The sequence below is a fragment of the Corynebacterium neomassiliense genome (assembly GCF_900626215.1).
Lineage (GTDB): Bacteria > Actinomycetota > Actinomycetes > Mycobacteriales > Mycobacteriaceae > Corynebacterium > Corynebacterium neomassiliense.
Map to the genome: position 1 here is coordinate 166458 of NZ_LR131107.1, position 21867 is coordinate 188324.

Genomic DNA, 21867 nt, shown 5'->3' on the forward strand with positions numbered 1-21867 from the left:
GGTGGATTGACGCCCGGGCGGACAATGTGAGTGAGGCGAATTACCTGGCCACGGCGTCGAAACCGGGGGCGGTGGGGGAGATCGGCGAAACCGTGCAATGGGTCACCGACCGGTCCTACTGGCAGTCCTTCGACGAGCAGCGCACCTATGACCGGGACTCGTGCAGGACTGCCAGTCTGGTGAACCGTGGCGACCAGCCCGCATGGCTGCGGTGGACGGTCACCGGAGCCCATGACGGGGTTCGCCTGGGCGTGGGGGACGACACTGTCACCCTCCCCGCGCAAAAGGCTCTGGACGCCGGGTACGTGGTCGACACGGATCCACTGTGGCCGTCGATCACTGACACCACTGGCGTGAACCTGCAACCTGATATGCCCGACGCGTTCTGGCACCAGCCACTGCCACCACGCGGGCAGCAGAGGGGAAACAGTGTCCCCCTCACCATCCAGCCCACCAACCCGGGCGAAACCTTCCGCGTGGAGGTTTCCTACACTCCGAGGACGGAGCAGGCATGGTAGACCAGCTCGAAGCCACAAACCCGCTGGATCTCATGGTCTGGGACAATGATCATGCCCGCCGCCTCCCCCTGCGCGGGTACATGAGCGTGGAGTTGAATCAGTCCGCGGATTTCACCACTGGCACGGGCAAGCTCACTGTCCCGTCCAGTCACCCGCTCGCCAAGCGGATCATGCAGTCATCATCCGATGTGGTGCCAGTGTCTGCGACCAATGGGTCGGGGTGGTGGTGGACTGGCAAGATCGACGCCTACGAGGCCAGTGGTAGGCCGGGGAGGGAGATCATTGAGGCGGAGCTCACCGACTGGAAAACACTGTTGAACATTCCTGCATGGCCGTCCACGCGTACTGCCCTGGAAATGCAGACGAAGCGGGACTACCAGATCGGCCCACTGCACACCGTCGCCACCCACTACATCTCGGAGAATCTGGCGAGGGTTGGCACGCCCGCCTACGTCATGCTGCCGGAGGGGGTGGACACGTCTCCACTGGTGGATGTGACAGCCCGCATGACCATGCTCCCCGAACTGTTGAACGACCTGATCGTGAAGCATGACTGGGTGTTGGACGTGGACATGTGGTGGCCGGGCAAACCATTCCCGGAGGGGAAGATGGCACCATTGACCGGGGGGTCGAAACTGGAAAGGTTTGCTGCCCTGTCCACGGCGCGGGCAGATGCGGTGCTCCGGCCGGGAACAGGCAGGATTTTTGAGCCGACGGTGCCGGGCATTGTGGTGTCCGTGCACCCGGTCCGTGAACGACCACACGTCCGGTTCAGCATCAACGGCCGGGACGTGCAACAGTTCAAGCTGACCGGCCGCACCCCCGGGCCCCGCACCGCAATCGTCGGAGGCAAATCCGACGACTGGGTTAACGAGCTGATCGGCCTTGCCATCGACAGTGCTGCACAAGCGATCATCCAAGCATTGGGTGAGCTCGCCGGCCCGTTGGGCAGCATGGTGATCGGATCCGTGGCGGGCACGATCGAATCGAACATGACGGACACGCTGATCGCCTACCAGCAGCGCACGGACGTGGAGCAGAAGGCGGCACTGGGCCCGTTCGGCCCCACGGAATCCTTCACATCGTCGAGTGCGGGCGCGTACACGTTCGACACCTCGGAGCTTGCAGAACGCCAGTTGATGGAGGATGAGGGAGGGCAGGGCATTGAGATCACCATTGCCGATGGTGTGTCCAAGGTCTTGGGTGATGATGTGCATGACCCGTCGGGGAAGTGGAAGCACGGGTGGCGTGTCGGCGACCGCACCACGTTCGAGGAGCACCTGTCCGGCACTGTCGTGTCCGACATCATCACGGGTGTGACCGTGAGGGATTCAGTGGGGGAGCACATGCGGATCACCCCGCAGATCGGGAAGACACGGGTGAGGGAAAACGCGTTCACCCGGATGGTGGGGATCCTGTCCAAGCTGACGCACATCACCACTGACATGGGGCTGCAGGGGTGATATCCCCCGACAACCGGGCGGGGCTGGGAGGGTGCTGGTCATGAGCACAGTGATTGATTTTTCCGCGAGCTTCCCACGGGCCGCGGACATCCGGGCCGCAGGGCACGAGGGTGTGGTCTGCTACGTGTCGCCGCCTCGTGAGCCGTGGATGAGAGCGAAACCGCTCACCAAGGCTGTGGCGGCCGCCTACCGTGCTGCGGGGCTGAAGATAGGTGCAGCCTGGCAGTACGGCGGAGCCAGCAACCCCGACGTCATGCGGGGTGCCGCCGGGGGTCGGGCTGACGCACTGGCGGCTGACAACGCACTCAAAGCAGCGGGCCTCGCCGGGTGGCCTGTGTTCTTCGCCGTTGACTTCGACATCACCCTCGATCAGTGGAACTCGACTGCCGTGGCCTACTTCCTGGCAGCGTGCGACGTCCTCGGTCGCCAGCGGGTGGGCATCTACGGGCACTCCCGCGTCGTCGCATGGGCGCAGGAGGACGGAGTTGTCGCGGACCTCGGCGAGGGACGGTGCCTCGGCTGGGTGACCCGGTCCTGGAGTCAGGGCGAGACCGGCTCCGGATACGCCGCGCTCTACCAGCGCGTTCACAACACGCCAGGCCCGTCCGGCGTGCAGATCGACATCAACGACGTCTACAGCACGGCGCCATTCACAGCGCCGTCGACACCACCCAAGGAGACGCCCGTGGTGGACACAATCGCACCCAACCCTAACCATCGAGGAGACCCGACCTTCCTCCCCGACCTCCTCCGCGCCTGGGGTCTCACCGTCCGCGAACTTGACGGATGGCGTGACCGTGGCGAAGGCGACTTCACAAACATTATCGGTGTCATGTGCCACCACACCGCCGGGGCGAACACCTCCGCCCAGTACATTGCCGTGAACCCTGGGTTAGATAACGGACTGTCCTCACAGCTTCACCTCGCACGAGATGGTGTGGTGACGATCTGCGGTGCAGGTGTCGCCTGGCACGCAGGAGGGGACGAGCCGCGCACACCGGCGTGGGCAAAGGGCCAGGTGAAGATTGCGACTCGTCACGAGAACAAATGGCAGTCCGTCGGCAACGCAAAGATGATCGGCATTGAAGCGGTCAATTCTGGCGACGGGAGGCAGGACTGGCCGGAGGTGCAGCTCGATTCTTACGCGGCGATCTGCGCGGCGATCTGCTGGTACCTCGGCCTGCCCGTGGATCGGGTGATCGGGCACAAGGAGTTCGCGCCCACGCGGAAGATTGACCCGAATTTTGACATGGGCGGATTCCGGGACCGGGTGCGGAAGCGCCTGGCAAATCCCCCGACCGCCCCGACCTCAACCAAGCAGGAGGATGACATGTTCACAGACTCTGACCGGGAGGCACTGCTCGACTGCCGGGCAATGCTGCAAACCCTATGCGCCCAGGACATGGGCGACCCCGGGGTGACAGGACCATACGGGGGCTGGCCGCAGACCGGCGGCAGGACCCGCACCGACACCCTCGCCGCAATCGCCGCGAAGCTCGGCATCACCGGCACCACCGACACGAAGGAGGCCTGACAATGGCCGAGAAGAAGACCATCAAGAAACCGCAGGCCTGGCAGATCCGCAAGATCGCCTACGGGTTAGCAGCCATCCTCGTCGGAGTGCTCGGCTGGGCCGGAGTCCTCTCCGACATCAAGGCTGACGAGATCATGGCCCACGTGGACCAGTGGCTGCCGATCCTGCTGGGTGTCCTCGCCCCCGCACTCGCAGCGTCGAAGACCCATGAGGGCAGTGACTCGACGGCCACGGAGGCTGATGTGGAATCGGTCACCACCACCGTCGCAGACCGGGTGCAGGACGCTGTACGCGACGCACTGACCACCGCTGCCAGTATCGATCCCACGCAGATCGGTCAGGCTGTCGTCACTGCCATCCGGGCGGAGGAGCGCGGAGACCACGACGCAACCGCCACGGCGAGCACGGACTACGTGTACGGGCGGTGATCGTATGGACGCTAGTACCATCATCGTCGCGCTGATCGGCGCGGCAGGAACCCTCGGTGCGGGGATTATTGCCGCATTACAGCGGTCAAAAACCGTGGCCGTGGAGGCTGCGGAAAAAGCGGTGGGTGTGGTCACTCGGTCAATGGACGCTCAGGAGGACCAGGTGCGAGATCTGCGCACCAGGGTGACCGCACAGGATGAGCGGATTACCGTGCAGGATGCACGGCTGACGGAAATCACCGGCCGTCACGGTGTGGCCGTGTCGCACATTGCGGAGCGGGAGGACGCGGCAGACGAGCACCTTGGGCCTGAGAGGCCGGCGTGGCTCCCCCCGGTCCCTGATCTGATCCGCCCCGACGTGGACGCCGCGAGACGGCCGAGATAAAACTGATCCCCATCCTGTGTCATGGGCGGGGACCTCTTCTGATTCTCCGCAATTGAAGAACTGAGAATGGGTTGGCTAACCGACGTGGAAACCATCATGGGTATTCACGTAATCTGACAGCGTGAAACCTGCAAGCCATCAAGGCGAAGAACATGGCACAGACGAAAACAATATTCTCAACAAGCTGCGAGCTGGTGTTCTCGGAGCAAACGACGGCATAGTGTCAGTGTCTGCTCTTCTGCTCGGCATGGTCGGCGCAGGGGCGAGTAATACGGTCATCATCACCGCCGGAGTTGCATCTACGATCGCTGGAGCGGTGTCGATGTCACTTGGGGAATACGTTTCCGTATCTGCCCAGCGAGACTCCGAGAAGCACCTCATATCCAAAGAAGTATCAGAGCTGAAAAACATGCCGTCTTCGGAGCATGAGGAGCTTGTGCAAATGCTCAGCGGTTACGGAATGACACAAGAAACAGCAAGAAAAGCTGCGACTGAAATCGAGCAGGGGGATCCTCTTAGTGTGCATCTGAAGTTGGAGCTTGGTATTGATCGCGGAGACCTTATAAATCCGTGGGTCGCTGCTATTGCTTCCGCTCTGTCATTCTTGTTAGGCGCAGCCCTGCCGATTCTTGCCGTGTTGATCTCCAGTGGATCCCATCAGACTTTGGCGGTGACCGTTGTGACGCTTATCGCACTGGCTGTTACCGGCTTTACGTCGGCGAAACTGGCTGGAACGTCAACAGGAAGGGCGACTCTAAGACTGGTTCTCGGTGGAGCAATTGGCTTGGCGGTGACCTATGGTGTTGGAATTCTAGTGGGCTAGTGCACTGGCTTTCATCCGTCACCTGCTGGGGGTGCACCCGGAGCACCGGTCTGGCGCCCCGTCGGAGATTGAGGGTGACCTGTGACCGCGGTAGTCTCCTAATCAGCTCCCCACCCCGGTGGGGATGATCCGGTGTCCTTGTCAGGACGGATCTGCTCCCCACTCGCGTGGGGTCGGCCCCCTAGTCTTCGGACTGGGGGGCCTTTTTTCGCGTCCACGTGCCGATGGTCACCTGCGACATGCCGGTGATCTTCGACAGTCGGTAGGCGGTGGCACCGGCTTTGTGTGCGGCGATGACCGCCTCCCGCTCCGCATGTCTGGCAAGATTCAGCTCGTCGGCGAGCCGCTTCCGGCGTCTCGCAGCGTCCCTGGCGACGGTGAGCCGTGAGCCGAGGATGGCAGGCCAGTCCTCCATGAAATCCACCAGGGCGTCGGCAAGCTCGTCCCACGTCTGCCCGTCGATGGTGAGGTCCAGGACCTCCCCGTCAGCGCGGGTGGCCCGCACCCCTCCCAGCTTCCCGTTGAGGGGCTTGTCCCAGATCGGTGTGCCGTCAGGATAGGCGCAGAAATCCAGGTCCAGTCGGACGCCGGGGAGGTCCACGGTGGTGTGCGCCGGGGCGTCTGCCAGGGCTGAGCGGATCTTCGGCACGATGTCGTCCCGGTCGGAGATGGTGTCTGGCATGAGGTCCAGGTCGAGGGGCAGGTCGGTCATCATGCCACCGCCTGACGGGCAGCCTTGGCGGCGGCGGTGAGCATCCTGGGGTGCTCCGGGTGTCGGACGGCCGCGTCAAGGTCGGCGAGAATGCCAGCGTCGATGTGCTCGCGGGTGGTGGCGTGCCAGTAGCAGCCGTGGGCGTCGGCCCAGTCGGACTCGGCGACGGTGCGCCGGTGGGTGGCGTCCACTTTCTCGGCAGTGGACAGGTCGGCGTCCGCTTTCGCTGCTGCGGCAGCCGTGGCCGCCTCGTCGAGGGCGCGGCGAGTATTGACCAGGCGGTAGGCGGCGAGCACGACGGTCTCGGTGGGGGTGGGGATGGAGTGTGCCATGGTGATGGTCCTTTCAGGTGGTGCAGTGCGCCTCGCGGCCAGTGCAGGGGGTAGGTCTACTTGCCGCTGCGGATGGCGCGGGCCTGGTCCTCAAGCTCGGCGACGGCGTCGCGGATGGTCTTGCCGGCCCCGGCGGGCTGGTCGAGGGCTTCCGTCTCGGCTGCGATGCGCAGGGCGTCACCGACGTGGACGCCGCAGGCCTGTGCGGTCTCGATGACCAGCTCGGCGCGGCGGCGGGCCTCGGAGGCTGCCGTGTTCGCGGACAGCATGCGCTCTTCGTGGGCGGCGGCAGTGGTGTCGTCCCCGGCATCCTCTGCGGCCTCTGCCTGCGCTGTGGCGACCTGGGCTCGGGCGGAGGAGAGGAGAGCGGTGGCGAGCTCGTCGGCGATCTTGGTCTGGATGGTGGCGGTGATGTCGGTCATGGTGTCCTTTCTCGGGAGGGCCTTTCCCTCTGTGTCTGACACTCATACTACACCGCAGTTAGTACTACGCAAGCTTTAGTACGAAGAATCGTGAGTGACATACATCACACAGACATGGCCCGCCCTCCCGCTACGATGATCCCGTGGGTTGAGCGCCGCCGGGACCCCTGATCTGTGACCGGCGCACCCCCCCTGACGCTCCCCACACGGCCCCCACTGTCTCCGGACGGTGGGGGCCACATCCGACTCTTATTTGATGCGCCCTGCTTTCCAGAGTCCGGAGCCGATTTTGCAGAGTGCTACGAGGATGAGTCCGAGGGTGGCGAACGATGCCGCCCCCGCAATAATGGCGGCAGCTGCTCCGTCGCCGTCTCCCAGCCCGAAGATCCCTACGACGACCCCGAGCGCTCCGAGTGCCGCTACGAGGTTGCCGGTGATTTCCATGATGAAGAAGGGGTCTTTCCCTGCTGGTCCCGCCTGTCTCGCTTGCATGTCTTGGCGTGGCGTCCATGGCTGTTGATTGCTCATGTTCTTATCTCCTTATGTTCGGTCATACATCAGACTAATTATGGGCGAAACCAACGCTTAGCCGCACTGGGGGTGCCGAAAACCCATCTCGACAACCGGGCATGCCTGCCATACTCCCCGTGACACCCTGACACGAGGAGCATCATGGCCACACTGAAAGACCTCACCACCAGCCTCAAACTGGAGTTCGTCGACCTTGAGGACGTACAAGCCACCCAGCGCGCACTGATCCAGGTCACACCGGCGGGGGCAAGCCTGGAGCTCCCCCGCGGGAAGAAGGGGGAGCCCGGGAAAGACGGTGCACCGGGCCCGCAGGTGTGGTGGACGGGGTTGATCACTGACCCGTCAGAACTGCCCGGGGACCTGACCGCCGTGGACCGCGGGTGCGCGTGGGCGGACACGGTGAGCAAAAGCGTGTGGATCTGGGACGGGGAGGACTTTTTCGAGATCCCCGATTTCATTGGTCTGCGCGGTGAACCGGGGGAGACTGCAACAGTCCAGGTGGGGGAGGTGGTCAACGGTTCGGAGGCGAAAGTCACTGTCAATGAGGCGGCGTCGACTGACACTGTCACTGTCCTTGATTTCGAGTTGCCGCAGGGCCCGCGGGGTATCCAGGGGGAGAAGGGCGAGTCTGGTGATATGGGCCCGTTGGGGTCCGCGGATGATGTTGATTTGTCGGTGGCCCCGAATGTGGGGGATTCATTGGTGTGGGATGGGGCAGTGTGGCGGCCGGGGTCCACGTTGTCGCCGGTGGGTCCGTGGGCTTTGGGACCGAATGATTTTTCCGTGGCGAATGTGAATTTGATCCAGTCGGGGTCGTGGGCTTCGCAGGTGGTGGCGACGATGACTGTGCCAGCATTGCCTTTTGATTGGCGGCCAATTGTTGTTGGCGGCCTGGTGGAGTTGGAAACCCCGTTGGGTTATCGGGTTGATGTTGAGGTACGTGTGGGGAATGCGCAGCAGGGTGATGTGATTGGTTATGGGCGTGGGAAACCGTTGCAGAGGTGGGAGGATCCGACGGTGATCCAACCGTCGTGGGCGCAGACTGTGACACCGTCGTCGGCTTATGGTGTGGTGAAGGCGAACACTGCGACGACGATTTATGTGGTGCTGGTGAAGGCTGATGGGACGATTGGGGCGTGGAAGTCGGGCCGTGAGAATTGTGGGTTGACTATCATGGCCCAGCCGACGAATGGGGGGTTCTAGTGGATCAGGTGGATGTTAATTCGCAGACGCGTGCTGATTGTCATGGCATGCGCCCTGACTTGTACGCGGTCTTGTCTGGGGCGATGGTGCGGAAGGATGATTTGACTGGGTTGGAGGGGATCAATGGGTATATTTCGGTGAAGACGAAGCTGAACGCTGTACCCGCTGGTACTTCAAATCACATGCTTAGTGAGGAGGAGGTGAATGGTCCGTCGAAGAATGCGACGTTTAGTGTGGTCCCTGCCTCGGATTGGGGAGTTGATACCGTTGATACGGTGGGTGAGATACGGTTTTCGAGGCCTGGTCTTTGGCTGATCCAGTACTGGTCTTACGGAGTATACGAGTACGACAAGTACTCGAGATTGTTCGCCGAGATTTGGCGTCGGCAGTTAACTGTTCCAGGATTTGGTAATGCGACTGTCTGGACGGCGGTTGCGAAACCTGCACAGGACGATAATGTGAAAACCCTTTCTCTCACGGTCGCGGACATTTTCTCCGACACTGACGCGCTCACCGTCAGACTGTCTTACCCGGGCGGGCAACCACCGAGTGGGTTTAAGTCGTCCGTCACTGCTATTTGCCTGAACTGAGGTGGTCCCAATGTCCGAGTTTTGTACGGTTGTGCACCGGCTAGTGGCGTTCGTTCATGATGGACCTGATGGGGGTTTTGACCCGGATTCTGTGTTGGTGCAGGGCAGTGTGTCACTCAGTCCTGCTGGCACGGTGACGACAGTGGTTGATGATGTGACGGTGGTGGGTGTTCCCGTGGTCGTGCCGATTGTGGACGGGGTTTTGACGTGGCGTGGTGCCCCTGCGATCCGACTGCTGGCTGGTATCCGGTGGCGCGCCGCGTGGGACATCAAGGTGGGCGGGACGAGATTGCGCTTGCCGACCACAACTTTCATGGCCGAGCCCGATTCGGCCCTAGACCTGAGCGAGGTAATCAATGGTTGAGTTTTGCACGATCAAGAGGGCACTGGCCGCGTACCGGGCTGATGGTGCGGACGACGACACGGACCCGGACAAGGTTGCGGTGCAGGGCAAGGTGACACTCACGCCCGTGCTCAGCACTGGTGCGGTGACGATGTACGAGGGCGGTGCGCTAGTCACCGTCCCCCTACAGTCGATGGAAGCCCGCATCCAGAACGGGAAGATCAGGTACCGGGGTGTGGAGGGCATCCGTGTGGTGGCTGGCGGACAGGGCATGAACCCGGAGACCATCGTCTACAAGGCCACATTCTCGGAGATGCAGGCGGGAGGGTGGGCATTCAAGCTTCCTGCGATCCAGTTTGAGGCGGTGCCCGGGGGTGAGGTGGATCTGACGCTGGTGGCGCCGGCACCGAATGCGCCGGATGGGATTGTGCGTGGCCCCGCCGGCACATCCATCTCGGATGTGCTGGTGGAGGGGACGGATCTCGTGGTCATGGTGACAGACGAGTCAGGCACCCGTGAACTCTCACGCCTGCCGCTGGATGATGTGGTTGCTGCGGAGGCGGAGGCTGCCGCCCAGTCGGTGAAGGATGCGCTTGCCGCCGAGCTCGGTGACGCGTCTGAGTCTGCGGCGGCGGCTAGGGCGGAGGCTGACCGGGCTGACGCTCGGGCGACTGCGGCTGATGCTTCGGCGACTGCGGCCGCGGCGGATGCTTCGGCGACTGCCGCGGATAGGGTGAAGACGACGGCGGATGCGACGGCCACGGCCGCGGATCGGGTGGCGACGGCCGCTGACCGGGTGGCGACAGGGCAGGCACGGAGTCAGGCGTGGTCGGCGGCTGACAGGGCTGACACGGCCGCAACCACCGCTACGACCCAGGCGGATCGAGCCAAAACACAGGCGGATAGGGCGCAGGCCGCCGCGGATTCGGTGGACACTGACGTGATCCGCCAGGAGGTCACCTCCCAGATCGCCGCCGTGGTTGACGGGGCACCCGAGGACCTGAACACTATCCGCGAGGTCGCGGAGTACGCCCAGGAGAACCGCACGATCACGGACACGCTGAACGCCGCCATCGGGCAGAAGGCCGACAAGACGCACACGCACACGGTGACGGAAGTGACCGGGCTGCAAGGTGCGCTGGACGGCAAAGCGCCTACAGTCCACACGCATACCGCAGATCAGGTTGCAGGCCTGGATGCTGCGCTCGGTGCGAAGCTGGATGCGTCGAAGATCCTGGTGGTGTCGATGATGCCCGCCAACCCGGTTGCCGGCACCATCTACCTGGTCACCGGGGGCGCATAATGGGGCTCAATGCGAGTAGCAGGGATGTCACGGATGTTCGGGTCGGTAGCACTGCCATCGAGCAAGTTTTCGCCGGCAATATTGAGGTGTGGCGGCGACTGCACAACTGGTCACAGACCAATCAGTCCACAACAATCGCAGTGCCCACATGGGCCACCTACGTGGACATTGTGGCCCTTGGCGGAGGCGGCTCCGGGTCAGGGGGGAGCGGCACCGCACCACTCAAAGGAGACGGCGGGGAAGCCGGCACCTTCGCATCGCAATCCCACCCCGTCGCCCCCGGGCAGTCCATGACGATCACTATCGGCCAGGGCGGCGCACAGGTGGGCAAGGAAACCGACGGTCGACGCGGCGGCGACACGACAGTCACCATCGGCACCACAACTCTCACCGCCGCCGGTGGGGCAGGAGGCTCCGGTTACGCCGGCGGTGGTGGAGCATCCCCCGGGTCCACCGTGTTCACCCCCACCACAGGATCGGTCAAAGACACCACCACATTCACTGGCGGCGGAACCGCGGGGACTGACACTGACGGAAAAACTCCCGGTGGAGGTGGTGGACCCGGTTCGGGCGGCATCTTCGGTGCAGGCAAACCCGGACGGGCAGGTGCCCCAGGAACCGTCTGGTACCGCTTCCGCAGCTACTAGTCGGGGCGCCACGTCCGGCCGGGTATCGTCCATTGCCGTCTCTTGACCTCCCGCTTCGCGTCACGGCGGTAGTGACCGACGAGGTTGTCGATGAAAAGGCGCCCGTGCAGATGCTCGACGGAGTGCTGCAAGCACCGGGCGAAGAACCCGTACCCCTCGACGATGACTGTGTCACCGCTGGTATCGATTCCGGTGACTCGAGCCCAGTCGGCGCGTCCTCGTGGCATCACGAGACCGGGCATGGATAGACATGTCTCTCGGTCAGCCACCTCATTCGGCATTGTCTCGGGAATCTGTGAGGTTTCGATAGTGGGGTTGATCACGTGCCCCTTGCGGCGGGGCCCGCCTTGGATGTCGATCTCTTCTGCCGTCTTCCTCGTGCCATGGGGGCCTTCTACGTCGGGGCAGTGGTAGGCGAAGACGCTGAGCCCGATGCCGACCTGATTGGCGGTCAGGGATGTGCCCTGGGGGATGCTGGCAAGGGTTTCGTGAAGGTCATCCACCAAACCACGAACACTCTTGGGGTTACCGACTGGAGTCGTCGGCGTCTGCAACAGCGTCTCACCGCAGATGTATATAGGGAGAATAGCCACTGACAGTACGGTACCAGCGATGGCTAACTGCTTGGCGCGTACCCGCCCAACACCGACAGCGCCTGACGTGCCGCATCCTGACCCAAGTGCATGTAGTTCCGGGTGGACAAGATCGTCGAATGGCCCGCCAACTGGCGGATAACCTCCGGCGACACACCCGCCTCGAGCAGCAGGGTCACCATCGTGTGGCGAGTGCTGTGCAGGGTGAGCGGCCGCACCCCAGCCCGCACACACAAATCCTTCCACGCCGCACGATCCACCTTCGGATTCTCCGGCTGACCACACTCATCCGGCCACACCAACCCAAGGGTCGTCGCCGGCGCCGCAGTCTTCCACTCCCGCAACGCGTCCCACAGTGGCCCCGGCAACGGCACAGCGCGTACCGACGCCGACGTCTTCGGCCTCGTGAACCACTCACCCCGGTACGCGTGCCGCACCTCCATCCACCCCGGCACATCCGGCTCACGATGACGACACCGCTCCGGCATCACACCATCACCACACGCGCATCCATGCCCATGACGCCACGGCAACCGCTGCACCTGCCACGACAAATCCACCAGACCCGAATCCAAGTCCACGCGATCCCACTCCAACCCCAGAAGCTCAGCCTGCCGCGCACCCAACACCAGCGACGCCAACCACCGGGAGTACATCTTCGGCCCATCACCACGAGCCGTCGCCAAAATCGCCTGCGCCTCAACTCGGGAGAATGATCCTCGTGGCTCCATGCGGGCACGGGGGCGATCCATTCGGTCGCAGGGATTCTTATCCAGCACCCCCTCACGCACAGCATCCTTGAGGCACTTCGATAAGGTTGCGTGAACCTCCTGGACCATCCGATCTGAAAGCCCCTTATCTCTAATGTCGGCATGGAGCCGGCGCACGTCATCGACGGTGAGCTTGTCGAGGCGGCGCTCCCCAATCGACGGACGAATGTGGACCTTCAGGAAGCTCCGGTAGTTCGCCAGCACTCGTGGCTTCACCCGCTCGTGCGCGATCGTGTCGCACCAGTGCTGCATCCACGCTCCCCCCTTCGGCTTCTGCCCGGGGATGTACGTCCCGTCCTCAATTTCCATGAGCTTGGCCCGCCGCTTAGCGATCGCCGTGTCCCGATTCCGGGAGGTGCAAGCGATACGATTCCTGCGACCATTCGGGCCGACCCCGAGGTCGATCTCCGCGATCCAAAGCTGTTTCGGCTCACTCCACCTCGGTGGGTGAATGTCCCCTCTGATGGCAGTCATGGGGGTACTCCTAACGTGGGTTGTAGGTACCGCCACAGGTACCGCACCGACGGTGTCACAATAGTGCCAATGGTAGCGACCTGTGTAAACGTCGGCAAAATCTGACCTGCAGCGAAGTATGAAATGCTACCGTCAGATGGTAGCAGGCTCAGCCTTCCAAGCTGAAGACGCGGGTTCGATTCCCGTCATTCCCTCCACGTGAAAGATGCCGTTCCTCCCCCAAGGGAGGGGCGGCATCTTCTGCATGCAGCACTTGTGTCGGCGGGCCCGGAGGTTCGGGCGGGTACGGGCGGTGGGGTCCCGGCTGTCGTCTGTCCTCCGTCCGTCTTCCGCACGTCTTCCTTGCGTCTTCCGTGCGTCGGAGGTGTTCAACAGGAGGGTCAGAAGCTAACTCGTGTTTCATCCGAGTAGCAGTTGACTCACGTTCACCTGTGTATTGTCACATGTGCTCAGGTTTGAGGTGTGAAAAACTCGATATAACAGTTGCATAACAATTTGCGAAAACTCGACAAGGGCGGGAGTTTTCTCTCTACAGTCGAAGATGTACATGTTCACCACTCGAGAGGACCTCTCATGGGAATTGAAGACAAGTTCAAGAACTCTGCCGAAGACCTGACCGGCAAGGCGAAGGAAGCTGCCGGCGACGTCACCGACAACGACCAGCTCAAGGGTGAAGGCAAGGCGGACCAGGCCAAGGCCAGCGTCAAAGACGCCGTCGAGAACGCGAAAGACAAGATCTCCGAGGGAATCAACAAGATCACCGGAAACTAGTTCCGACCACGGAAAGGAAGGATCCGCGATGACGACTGCGCGACAAACTGCTGCACCACCGGAAAAGCGCGGATCGGCGGGCATCGTGATCGCCACCGCCGGGATCGTTCTCGCGATTGCGGCACTGGCCATTCTGGTCGCCCAGAACACCGACCAGGTCGATATCGGATTTCTCGGCTGGGAGTTCGCCTTCCCCCTGTCCGTCGGACTACTTGTCGCCGCTGTCGGCGGCGCGGTCCTGGCATTCGGGATTTCGGTCCTGATCGTCGTCCGGCGCAGGTCGCGTAGGTGACCGGACAGTCATTCAAGAACGGAGAACCAATGGACAGCAACACACTGATCCTGGCGGCGGGGTCCGCCCCCGCACTCGGCTTCATCGGATGGGTCATCATCGGCGGCCTCGCCGGATGGATCGGTTCGAAGATCATGAAGACCGATGAGCAGATGGGCCTGATCCTCAACATCGTCGTCGGTGTCATCGGCGGTTTCCTCGGCGGCTGGCTGCTGACCCTGTTCGGGGTCGACGTCGCCGGCGGCGGCTGGATATTCAGCTTCCTCACCTGCCTGCTGGGCGCGGTGATCCTGCTCTGGATCGTCGGGCTCGTCACCAGGAAGAGGTAGCGGGACAGTCCGTCACCGGCCGGCGTCCGCCCTCCGGTGCGCACCGGTGGCGGTCCCGCCCGTCAGACCCTCCTCCGTCCCCGCAGGGGAGCCGGAGGAGGGTTCTTCCGTACCCGGGACACCCCGCCCGGGAGGTCTACCAGATCCCCAGCACCGTACGGATGTTCTCCTGGTTCACCCGGGCGAGCAGGGCCGCGCGTCCTGCATAGTCACGGGGAAGATACGCCTCCGGCGACCTGGTCCATTCCTGGCCCGAGAGCTGGTCGTACTCCGAAGGCATCTCAACGTCGGAGAGCGCGAAAGCGTGCAGCCCGTTGACCCTCGAGGTGTAGGTGGACCTCCACAGATGGTCCTGGAACGCGATGACCCCCACCGTCGCCGTCGACACCGCCGCCCCCATCTCCGAGGCGACCTGGGCGGCGACCCCGTCGGTGGACAGGTAGGTGACCGTACCGTCCGGGTTCTTCACCGGATTGATGACGTGGACGCCCTCGAGTCCGTACCGGGTGGTCAGAACCTCGGCGATCTCGAACTGTGCGTAGACGGGGATGTCACGACCGTCGAGCGCCCGGACGACCGACGCCGCGAGCTCTTCGTTGACCGGGCCGGGGGAGACGATGCCCCGGTCAGGATCGTCACCTTCCTCGATCCGCGTGCCGAAACTGTAGGCGACGAGCGTGTCCACCTGCGCGGAGGGACGTGAAGGCGCGGTCACAGGGTTGAAGTCGGTGGCAGGAACGCCCGACGACAGCGCGACTGACGGTGAGGATCCGGCGGTGGCTGCGGGGACGCCGGGGACCGGCTCCGGTGTGGTGGCAGATGCGGTGGTGACGGTCAGGGCGGACACTGCTGCGAGCGAGGCGAGGGCGAGGGCGGTGGGCCGGGCGGCTTTCACGGGGTTTCCTGTCGTTGGAGGATTACGGCGTCCTCCCGGAGGTTCCGGATGCGCACCACGGTCCGTGTCACCAGGCAGGTCAGAGCGCGGGTCACGGTGCAGGTCAGAGTGCAGGTCACGGCGCAGTGCGCCGGTCGGGAGGGACCGCCGGAACAGGGGTGTCGGCGGGAGGACGAGACAGGTGTACCGACCCGAGATGCACGGAAGATGCCCTGCTGCCGGACGTTGCGTGACATCTCCGTGAACAGGAACCCCACGGTTGGCCGGGGCGGCCGGTATATTCCCTCCCCGTGAACCTCTACCTCCGCCTGATCCTCACCTGGATCCGTGGCCGCGTCCTTCCCCGGCTCGGTCCGTGGGACACCCACGTCAGACCCATGAGGGTTCTGCCCAATGATCTCGACCTGCTGGGCCACATGAACAACGGCCGGTATCCCACCGTGCTCGACCTCGGACGCATCGAGCAGATGTACCGGACCCGGATCGGACGCGAGATGAAGCAGCGGGGGGCCTACTTCGTTGTCGCGGCCCTGACGGTGAGTTTCCGTCGTTCCCTCATGCCGTGGCAGCGCTACGACATCCGGACCCGCTTCCTCGGTGCCACGGCGTCCGGCACCTATGTGGAGCAGACTTTCGTCGGTGTCCCGGCGTCAGACGCCGGGAACAGTACCGGGGAGAAGATCGAGGAGAAGATCTACGCTCACGCCGTTGTCCGGCTGCGGGCGTTGAAGAAGGACGGTGGCGTCCTGGAGGACAGGGAGCTCGCCGAGATCTTCGGGCCGGCGCCTGAGGGTGTGGAGGTTCCCGGGTGGGTCGTGGAGTGGAGCCGTGCCTCCCGTGAGGCGGCGAGGAACCTGCGACCGTGAACAGGCGGTAACGGCACCCCGCCGTTGCCCGCCTCCGAGGAGACCCCGTAACATCACCGGCGGTGAGTACCGGTCTGAGGTGTGTCCGAGGTGTCCGGTGCCACAGTGACCCGGGATATGGCGCAGCTTGGTAGCGCACTCGCTTTGGGAGCGAGGGGTCGTGGGTTCAAATCCCGCTATCCCGACGGACGCCGTCACGATGGTCGCCGCGTGTACGGCTCACACTGCGCGAGACCGTCCCTGACCCTTCGCCGGGCGGGGCCGGAACTCGGGCGGTGACCGACCCCGGCGACCGTCGTCCACGGCCGCACGATAAAATCGGTCGCGACCGATTCCGGTGGCCGCCAACATCCCGGCCACCTCCGACGCCGTACACCTGGTGCAGCCCGGAGGAGGGACGCCGGGACGCCACCGCGTTCCGACGGCCCGCCGGCCGACGAACAACACCAGACAAGAACACACAGGAGTGTGCACCCGTGAAGAGCTCCGTTGAATCGCTGAGCGCCACCCGAGTCAAGCTCACCGTCGAGGTTCCCTTCGACGAACTGAAGCCTGAGTTCGACAACGCGTTCAAGAATCTTGCGCAGCAGGTCTCCCTGCCCGGCTTCCGTAAGGGCAAGGTCCCGGCGAAGATCCTGGAGGCCCGCCTGGGCCGCCCGGCGATCCTCAATGAGGTGCTCAACGACATGCTGCCCAGCCGCTACGGTGAGGCGGTCCAGGAGCACGACCTGAAGGTCCTGGGCCAGCCTGACATCGACATCGCTGAGCTGGAGGACGGCGACCACGTCACCTTCACCGCCGAGGTGGACGTGCGCCCCGAGATCGACGTCCCCGACTTCGCCGACATCTCCGTGGAGATTGACGCCGTCGAGGCCGACGAGGAGGCTGTCGACCATGAGCTCGACCATCTGCGCGCCCGTTTCGGCACGCTGAAGCCTGTCGACCGTCCCGTCGCCGACGGTGACTTCATCTCCGTCGACATGTCCGCGACGATCGACGGTGAGCCGGTGGAGGACGCCGCTACCGAGGGCCTGTCCTACGAGGTCGGCTCCGGTTCGCTGGTCGAGGGCCTCGACGAGGCTGTCACCGGCCTGTCCGAGGGCGAGTCGAAGGAGTTCACCTCCAAGCTTCTCACCGGCGAGCACGCCGACGAGGACGCCCTGGTCACCGTGACCGTCAAGTCTGTCAAGGAGCGTGAGCTCCCTGAGCTCGACGACGACTTCGCCCAGCTCGCCTCCGAGTTCGACACCGTCGACGAGCTGCGGGAGTCCGTCAAGGGCCAGGTCGAGGAGCAGCTCAAGGGTCGCCAGGCCACGGACATCCGTGACAAGGTGCTTGCCGCCGCACTGGAGAAGACCGAGGTTCCGCTGCCGGAGTCCGTGGTCCAGGAGCAGGTGGACGGCCAGATGCAGCAGCTGCTGTCCCAGTTCGGCGGTGACGAGAAGGTCTTCGACCAGATGCTCGCCGCCCAGGACCTGACCCGTGAGAAGTTCGAGGAGGACGCCCGGGAGGCGGCCGAGGACTCGGTGCGGACCCAGCTCTTCCTCGACTCGCTGGCCGACATCGAGAAGCCGGAGGTCTCCCAACAGGAGCTCACCGACCACATCCTGTTCACCGCGCAGCGCTACGGCATGGACCCGAACCAGTTCGTCATGCAGCTGCAGCAGTCGGGTCAGATCGCGAACCTCTTCGCCGACGTCCGTCGTGGAAAGGCCCTGGCGCTGAACATCTGCAAGGTCACCGTCACCGACTCCAACGGTGGCCAGGTGGACCCGAAGGAGTTCTTCGGTGACGAGACCGGTGAGGACTCCGCAGAGGAGACCGGGGCGGAGACCAGCCCGACTGCGGCTGAGTAGTCTCCTGCGGCAGGTCCGGCGGGCCGTACCGGGCGGACCTCGCCGCGGAGCCGGAGGCCGGACGGTGCCGGATCTGCAACCTCGACTTTCGGGAGGTCACGCAACTGCGGCCGCGGTGGTTCAAGCAGTGACGGGATCACGCCGGACGGTGGGGACATCGCCTGTCCGGTGACAGACCACAGGTGGATGACGGGCGAGGTCGACGGTTCAGGGGGGACTGGTCGCGGTGGCGGCGGGGGTGGTGTGCTACCCGGAGGTTGACGCCGTCCGCGTTCTGTCGGCCCTGAAGGCCGTGCACGGGGTCCGTGTCAGCTTCTGACCCGCGTGCGCTGTCAGCGAACAGGGTGGTGGGCCCGGGCAACCGTCGCGCGCGTTGACTACTCTGGAGCGCAGTTACTCCACAGAATCACACCCCGGTGATCCGGGGGCGGGCGAGGCCCGTTCCCGGGGACCGTGGCCACAACTTGAGCGAGGAGCCTAAGTGAGCATGAACGAAATGTCGACGGGACAGGCGCTGCGTACCGCGCAGATGGCCGCCTCGGCGGGGATGAACCTCAATGACTCGGTTTTCGAGCGACTGCTGCGCGAGCGCATCATTTTCCTGGGCACACAGGTCGACGATGACATCGCCAACAAGTTGTGCGCGCAGATCCTGCTGCTCAGCGCCGAAGACCCCACCCGGGACATCTCGCTGTACATCAACTCTCCGGGTGGTTCTGTCACCGCAGGCATGGCCATCTTCGACACGATGCAGTACGCCCCGTGCGACGTGGCCACCTACGGTATGGGACTCGCCGCCTCGATGGGGCAGTTCCTGCTCTCCGCCGGGGCGAAGGGTAAGCGTTACGCCCTCCCTCACGCGCGGATCATGATGCACCAGCCCTCGGCGGGTGTCGGAGGTACCGCGGCGGACATCGCCATCCAGGCGGAGCAGTTCGCCCAGACGAAGCGGGAGATGGCTGAGCTGATCGCCGAGCACACCGGCCAGCCTCTCGAGCAGATCCAGAAGGACTCCGACCGTGACCGCTGGTTCACCGCCAGCCAGGCACTCGAGTACGGCTTCGTCGACCACGTGATCACGTCGGCGAAGGAGAAGTAGGAACAGATGGGAAACGAGAACATGACAGGTTTCACCCACGCCAGCGAGCTGTCGGCGGCGTCCATGCTTCGTGAGGGGGCCCACGGTGCGGCCCGTGAGGGGATCCGTGGCGAGGTTTCCGGGGCACAGCTCCCGCAGTCCCGTTACATCCTCCCCTCCTTCGTCGAGCACTCCTCCTGGGGTGCGAAGGAGTCGAACCCCTACAACAAGCTGTTCGAGGAGCGGATCATCTTCCTGGGGACCCAGGTCGACGACGCCTCCGCGAACGACATCATGGCGCAGCTGCTGGTCCTTGAGGGTCTCGACCCCGACCGCGACATCACCATGTACATCAACTCCCCGGGCGGTTCCTTCACCTCCCTCATGGCGATCTACGACACGATGCAGTACGTCCGCCCGGACATCGTGACCGTGTGCCTCGGGCAGGCGGCGTCAGCTGCAGCTGTTCTCCTCGCCGCCGGCACCCCCGGCAAGCGCGCGGCACTGCCGAACTCCCGTGTGCTGATCCACCAGCCTGCCACGCAGGGTACCCAGGGCCAGGTCTCCGACCTGGAGATCCAGGCCAGGGAGATTGAGCGGATGCGTCGCCTCATGGAGGAGACGTTGGCCCGCCACACCGGTCAGACGGCGGAGCAGATCCGCATCGACACGGACCGCGACAAGTTCCTCACCGCCGAGGACGCCAAGGCCTACGGCATCATCGACCAGGTCTTCGAGTACCGGAAGCTGTCCGCCCAGAAGTAGGGGGTCCGCTCGACCGGCCGTACTGCGGCCGGTCAGAACACGATCGTGTGGTTTCCGTTGCGGATCACACGGTCCTGGGCGTGCCAGGTCACCGCCCGTGAGAGTACGGAGCGTTCGACCTCCGCTCCGCGCTGGCGGAGATCTGCCACGGAATCGGCGTGGGTGACCCGCACCGTGTCCTGCTCGATGATCGGGCCCTCATCCAGTTCACCGGTGACGTAGTGCGCTGTCGCGCCGATGAGCTTCACACCACGCTCCCACGCCCTGCGGTAGGGCTCTGCGCCGATGAACGCGGGCAGGAACGAGTGGTGGATGTTGATCACCGGGACGGCCAGCCTGTCCAGGAAGTCGTCCGAGATGATCTGCATGTAGCGGGCGAGGACCACGAAGTCGACGTTGCCTTTCAGCAGGCGCAGTATCTCCGCCTCGGACCTGCTCTTGTCCGGGCCCTTCTGGGAGGGAACGTGGAAGAAGGGGACGCCGAAAGAGCGCACGTCGTCTGCGGTGGTGGTGTGGTTGGAGATGACCATTGAGATGGTCACCGGCAGTTCCCCGCGCCGGTGCCTCCACAGCAGGTCGAGCAGGCAGTGGTCCTCCTTCGACGCGAGTACCGCCATCCGCTTGGGCTGCGAGCGGTCGTTGATCGACCAGGACATGCCGTAGGGGGCGAGGGTTTCGGCGAGGTCGGCCTGGATGTCCTCCATCGCTCCGCCGAGGTTGTCGCGGTGGAAGACGATGCGCTGGAAGAAGTCTCCGCCGTGGGGGTCGGTGGAGTACTGGTCGAGTGCGGTGATGTTGCCCTGGTTCCGGGTGATCACCGCGGAGACGTGGGAGACGATGCCCGGTTGGTCCGGGCCGTGCACGATGAGGCATGCCTGGTCGACGAGGGCGGGGATGGTCAGACCGGACGCGGTCACTGGGTCTCCTTTGCAGGGCGTGTCTGGGATCGGAGATTCAGCGTACTGTCCTGTGGCCGCACCACCGTGACCGGGTCAGGTGAGGGGTCTCTCAGGCGCCGGCCCAGAAGTCACGGAGTACGTCGGCGACCTGACCGGGCAGTTCCACGGGCAGCAGGTGCGCGGCGGGCAGCTCCACGTGGCGGACCGGGTTCCCCACTGCGGCGTTCATCTGCTCCAGTACCGAGGGCGGGCAGGTTCTGTCCCACGTGGCGGCGAGGGTGAGTGTCGGTGCCGTGATGTCGCCGAGCAGGTCCCGCCCGTCGAAGGTGGACAGGGCGTCGCAGCAGGCCGCGTAGCCCGAGGGGGTGGTCCTGCTGATCATCTCCTCGACGGACAGCGCGGTGCCGGGCCGGGTCCGGCGGAATTCCCCGGTGAGCCAGCGCTGCACCGTGGTTTCGGCGAGTTCTCTGAGAGTGTCGGTACCCCGGGCGCGCACGGCCGTGGCCCGGGTCGTCCAGTCGGAGGGCTCCCCGAACACCGGTGCGGTGCACATCAGTGTCAGGGTGGTGACCCGGTCACTGTGGCGGGCGGCGAGGTACTGTGCCACGGCGCCTCCGATGGACAGTCCGACGATGTCGGCGTGGTCGATGCCGAGCCCGTCGAGGGTGGTGAGCACGTCACCGGCGAGGTCACTGACGGTGGTGGGGGAGCTGTCACGGTGGCCGGCGGATCTCGGTGGCACCGGTGGCATCGGTGAGGCGCCGTGCCCCCGCAGTTCCAGGGCGGTGAGGCGGGGGAGGTCGGCGTCCCCGGTTCCGCTGAGGGCGTCCTGTAGTGGCGCCCACATGTCTGCGGAGGACCCCAGGGCACCGAGGAGCACGGCGACGCGGTGGCCGGATCCGGTGGTGCGGGCATGCAGCATGGTCATGGTGTCCAGCCTACGGATATGACGGCAGGGGTGCGGGTACAATGGGCCGGAGCTGGCGGGCCGGTGGCCCGGCGGCGTCGACGAGTCAGATCTCACGGGTACGAAGAGATCGAAAAA

The 21867-nt window shown here is 64.3% G+C and carries 25 protein-coding genes and 1 tRNA gene; 17 read left to right on the top strand and 9 right to left on the bottom strand.

The window, feature by feature from the left end; translation table 11 throughout:
• The first annotated feature begins 26 nt into the window (after positions 1 to 26).
• From E0E18_RS14270 to E0E18_RS13075, 6 genes are all read left to right on the top strand, one after another.
• A complete protein-coding gene (locus E0E18_RS14270; RefSeq protein ID WP_237559835.1) occupies positions 27 to 518 on the top strand; it encodes a hypothetical protein in 492 nt (163 codons plus the stop codon).
• Entirely contained in the window at positions 512 to 1981 is a 1470-nt protein-coding gene (locus E0E18_RS13055; RefSeq protein ID WP_130841703.1) for a Gp37-like protein, read from the top strand. Before E0E18_RS14270 ends, E0E18_RS13055 begins: the two co-directional genes overlap by 7 nt.
• Before the next feature lie 40 nt (positions 1982 to 2021).
• Positions 2022 to 3515 (top strand): glycoside hydrolase domain-containing protein, encoded by a 1494-nt coding sequence (locus E0E18_RS13060; protein ID WP_130841705.1) that lies wholly within the window; start codon positions 2022 to 2024, stop codon positions 3513 to 3515.
• A 2-nt stretch (positions 3516 to 3517) separates the two neighbouring features.
• Complete coding sequence (locus E0E18_RS13065) at positions 3518 to 3943, top strand: hypothetical protein (RefSeq protein ID WP_130841707.1); 426 nt, start codon at positions 3518 to 3520, stop codon at positions 3941 to 3943.
• Between the two features lie 4 nt (positions 3944 to 3947).
• Positions 3948 to 4328, top strand: coding sequence for a hypothetical protein (locus E0E18_RS13070; protein ID WP_130841710.1), 381 nt, complete (start codon positions 3948 to 3950; stop codon positions 4326 to 4328).
• 121 nt (positions 4329 to 4449) lie between these two features.
• Positions 4450 to 5151 (top strand): VIT1/CCC1 transporter family protein, encoded by a 702-nt coding sequence (locus tag E0E18_RS13075; protein ID WP_130841712.1) that lies wholly within the window; start codon positions 4450 to 4452, stop codon positions 5149 to 5151.
• A 181-nt stretch (positions 5152 to 5332) separates the two neighbouring features.
• Here the strand turns inward: E0E18_RS13075 and E0E18_RS13080 are convergent, their stop codons facing one another.
• The 4 genes from E0E18_RS13080 to E0E18_RS13095 all read right to left on the bottom strand — a co-directional run bounded on the left by E0E18_RS13080 (position 5333) and on the right by E0E18_RS13095 (position 7145).
• A complete protein-coding gene (locus E0E18_RS13080) occupies positions 5333 to 5866 on the bottom strand; it encodes a hypothetical protein (RefSeq protein ID WP_130841714.1) in 534 nt (177 codons plus the stop codon).
• Positions 5863 to 6195, bottom strand: a complete 333-nt coding sequence (locus tag E0E18_RS13085; RefSeq protein WP_130841716.1) for a hypothetical protein — start codon at positions 6193 to 6195, stop codon at positions 5863 to 5865. Before E0E18_RS13085 ends, E0E18_RS13080 begins: the two co-directional genes overlap by 4 nt.
• A 56-nt stretch (positions 6196 to 6251) precedes the next feature.
• Positions 6252 to 6617, bottom strand: coding sequence for a hypothetical protein (locus E0E18_RS13090; RefSeq protein WP_130841719.1), 366 nt, complete (start codon positions 6615 to 6617; stop codon positions 6252 to 6254).
• A 249-nt stretch (positions 6618 to 6866) separates the two neighbouring features.
• Positions 6867 to 7145, bottom strand: a complete 279-nt coding sequence (locus E0E18_RS13095; protein ID WP_130841722.1) for a hypothetical protein — start codon at positions 7143 to 7145, stop codon at positions 6867 to 6869.
• A gap of 144 nt (positions 7146 to 7289) precedes the next feature.
• Between E0E18_RS13095 and E0E18_RS13100 the strand changes: the two genes are divergently transcribed.
• The 3 genes from E0E18_RS13100 to E0E18_RS14410 all read left to right on the top strand — a co-directional run bounded on the left by E0E18_RS13100 (position 7290) and on the right by E0E18_RS14410 (position 11234).
• A complete protein-coding gene (locus tag E0E18_RS13100; protein WP_130841724.1) occupies positions 7290 to 8351 on the top strand; it encodes a phage tail protein in 1062 nt (353 codons plus the stop codon).
• Positions 8352 to 9297: 946 nt separating this feature from the next.
• Positions 9298 to 10587, top strand: coding sequence for a collagen-like protein (locus E0E18_RS13105; RefSeq protein WP_130841726.1), 1290 nt, complete (start codon positions 9298 to 9300; stop codon positions 10585 to 10587).
• Positions 10587 to 11234 (top strand): glycine-rich domain-containing protein, encoded by a 648-nt coding sequence (locus E0E18_RS14410; protein ID WP_337189542.1) that lies wholly within the window; start codon positions 10587 to 10589, stop codon positions 11232 to 11234. The genes E0E18_RS13105 and E0E18_RS14410 overlap by 1 nt, the downstream gene beginning before the upstream one ends.
• On the opposite strand, the gene E0E18_RS13115 is transcribed toward E0E18_RS14410, so the two are convergent.
• Together E0E18_RS13115 and E0E18_RS13120 are read right to left on the bottom strand one after the other, a co-directional pair.
• A complete protein-coding gene (locus tag E0E18_RS13115) occupies positions 11231 to 11827 on the bottom strand; it encodes a peptide deformylase (protein WP_130841730.1) in 597 nt (198 codons plus the stop codon). The genes E0E18_RS14410 and E0E18_RS13115 overlap by 4 nt on opposite strands.
• A 23-nt stretch (positions 11828 to 11850) precedes the next feature.
• Positions 11851 to 13071 carry a tyrosine-type recombinase/integrase gene (locus E0E18_RS13120; protein WP_130841732.1) on the bottom strand — a complete coding sequence of 407 codons (1221 nt, stop codon included), beginning with the start codon at positions 13069 to 13071 and terminating at the stop codon, positions 11851 to 11853.
• A 573-nt stretch (positions 13072 to 13644) separates the two neighbouring features.
• Here E0E18_RS13120 and E0E18_RS13130 point away from each other — a divergent pair.
• The 3 genes from E0E18_RS13130 to E0E18_RS13140 are packed head-to-tail and all read left to right on the top strand — an operon-like array spanning position 13645 to position 14463.
• Complete coding sequence (locus E0E18_RS13130; RefSeq protein ID WP_066584765.1) at positions 13645 to 13842, top strand: CsbD family protein; 198 nt, start codon at positions 13645 to 13647, stop codon at positions 13840 to 13842.
• 28 nt (positions 13843 to 13870) lie between these two features.
• Positions 13871 to 14134, top strand: coding sequence for a lipopolysaccharide assembly protein LapA domain-containing protein (locus tag E0E18_RS13135; protein ID WP_130841734.1), 264 nt, complete (start codon positions 13871 to 13873; stop codon positions 14132 to 14134).
• Between the two features lie 29 nt (positions 14135 to 14163).
• The gene (locus E0E18_RS13140) at positions 14164 to 14463 is read left to right on the top strand and encodes a GlsB/YeaQ/YmgE family stress response membrane protein (RefSeq protein ID WP_066586086.1); all 300 of its coding nucleotides are present in this window, start codon (positions 14164 to 14166) and stop codon (positions 14461 to 14463) included.
• Positions 14464 to 14599: 136 nt separating this feature from the next.
• Here the strand turns inward: E0E18_RS13140 and E0E18_RS13145 are convergent, their stop codons facing one another.
• Entirely contained in the window at positions 14600 to 15358 is a 759-nt protein-coding gene (locus tag E0E18_RS13145) for a hypothetical protein (protein WP_110481651.1), read from the bottom strand.
• A gap of 290 nt (positions 15359 to 15648) precedes the next feature.
• Between E0E18_RS13145 and E0E18_RS13150 the strand changes: the two genes are divergently transcribed.
• The 5 genes from E0E18_RS13150 to E0E18_RS13170 all read left to right on the top strand — a co-directional run bounded on the left by E0E18_RS13150 (position 15649) and on the right by E0E18_RS13170 (position 19923).
• The gene (locus tag E0E18_RS13150; RefSeq protein WP_227871016.1) at positions 15649 to 16224 is read left to right on the top strand and encodes an acyl-CoA thioesterase; all 576 of its coding nucleotides are present in this window, start codon (positions 15649 to 15651) and stop codon (positions 16222 to 16224) included.
• 111 nt (positions 16225 to 16335) lie between these two features.
• Positions 16336 to 16409: transfer RNA gene (locus E0E18_RS13155), tRNA-Pro, on the top strand.
• A gap of 291 nt (positions 16410 to 16700) precedes the next feature.
• The gene (gene tig / locus E0E18_RS13160) at positions 16701 to 18080 is read left to right on the top strand and encodes a trigger factor (RefSeq protein WP_066584776.1); all 1380 of its coding nucleotides are present in this window, start codon (positions 16701 to 16703) and stop codon (positions 18078 to 18080) included.
• Between the two features lie 487 nt (positions 18081 to 18567).
• Positions 18568 to 19179, top strand: a complete 612-nt coding sequence (locus E0E18_RS13165; RefSeq protein WP_174217168.1) for an ATP-dependent Clp protease proteolytic subunit — start codon at positions 18568 to 18570, stop codon at positions 19177 to 19179.
• Between the two features lie 6 nt (positions 19180 to 19185).
• A complete protein-coding gene (locus E0E18_RS13170; RefSeq protein WP_237559836.1) occupies positions 19186 to 19923 on the top strand; it encodes an ATP-dependent Clp protease proteolytic subunit in 738 nt (245 codons plus the stop codon).
• Positions 19924 to 19955: 32 nt separating this feature from the next.
• Here the strand turns inward: E0E18_RS13170 and purU are convergent, their stop codons facing one another.
• Together purU and E0E18_RS13180 are read right to left on the bottom strand one after the other, a co-directional pair.
• Positions 19956 to 20840, bottom strand: a complete 885-nt coding sequence (gene purU / locus E0E18_RS13175) for a formyltetrahydrofolate deformylase (RefSeq protein ID WP_066584788.1) — start codon at positions 20838 to 20840, stop codon at positions 19956 to 19958.
• Between the two features lie 91 nt (positions 20841 to 20931).
• The gene (locus E0E18_RS13180; protein ID WP_130841736.1) at positions 20932 to 21750 is read right to left on the bottom strand and encodes an alpha/beta fold hydrolase; all 819 of its coding nucleotides are present in this window, start codon (positions 21748 to 21750) and stop codon (positions 20932 to 20934) included.
• Positions 21751 to 21867: the final 117 nt, after the last annotated feature.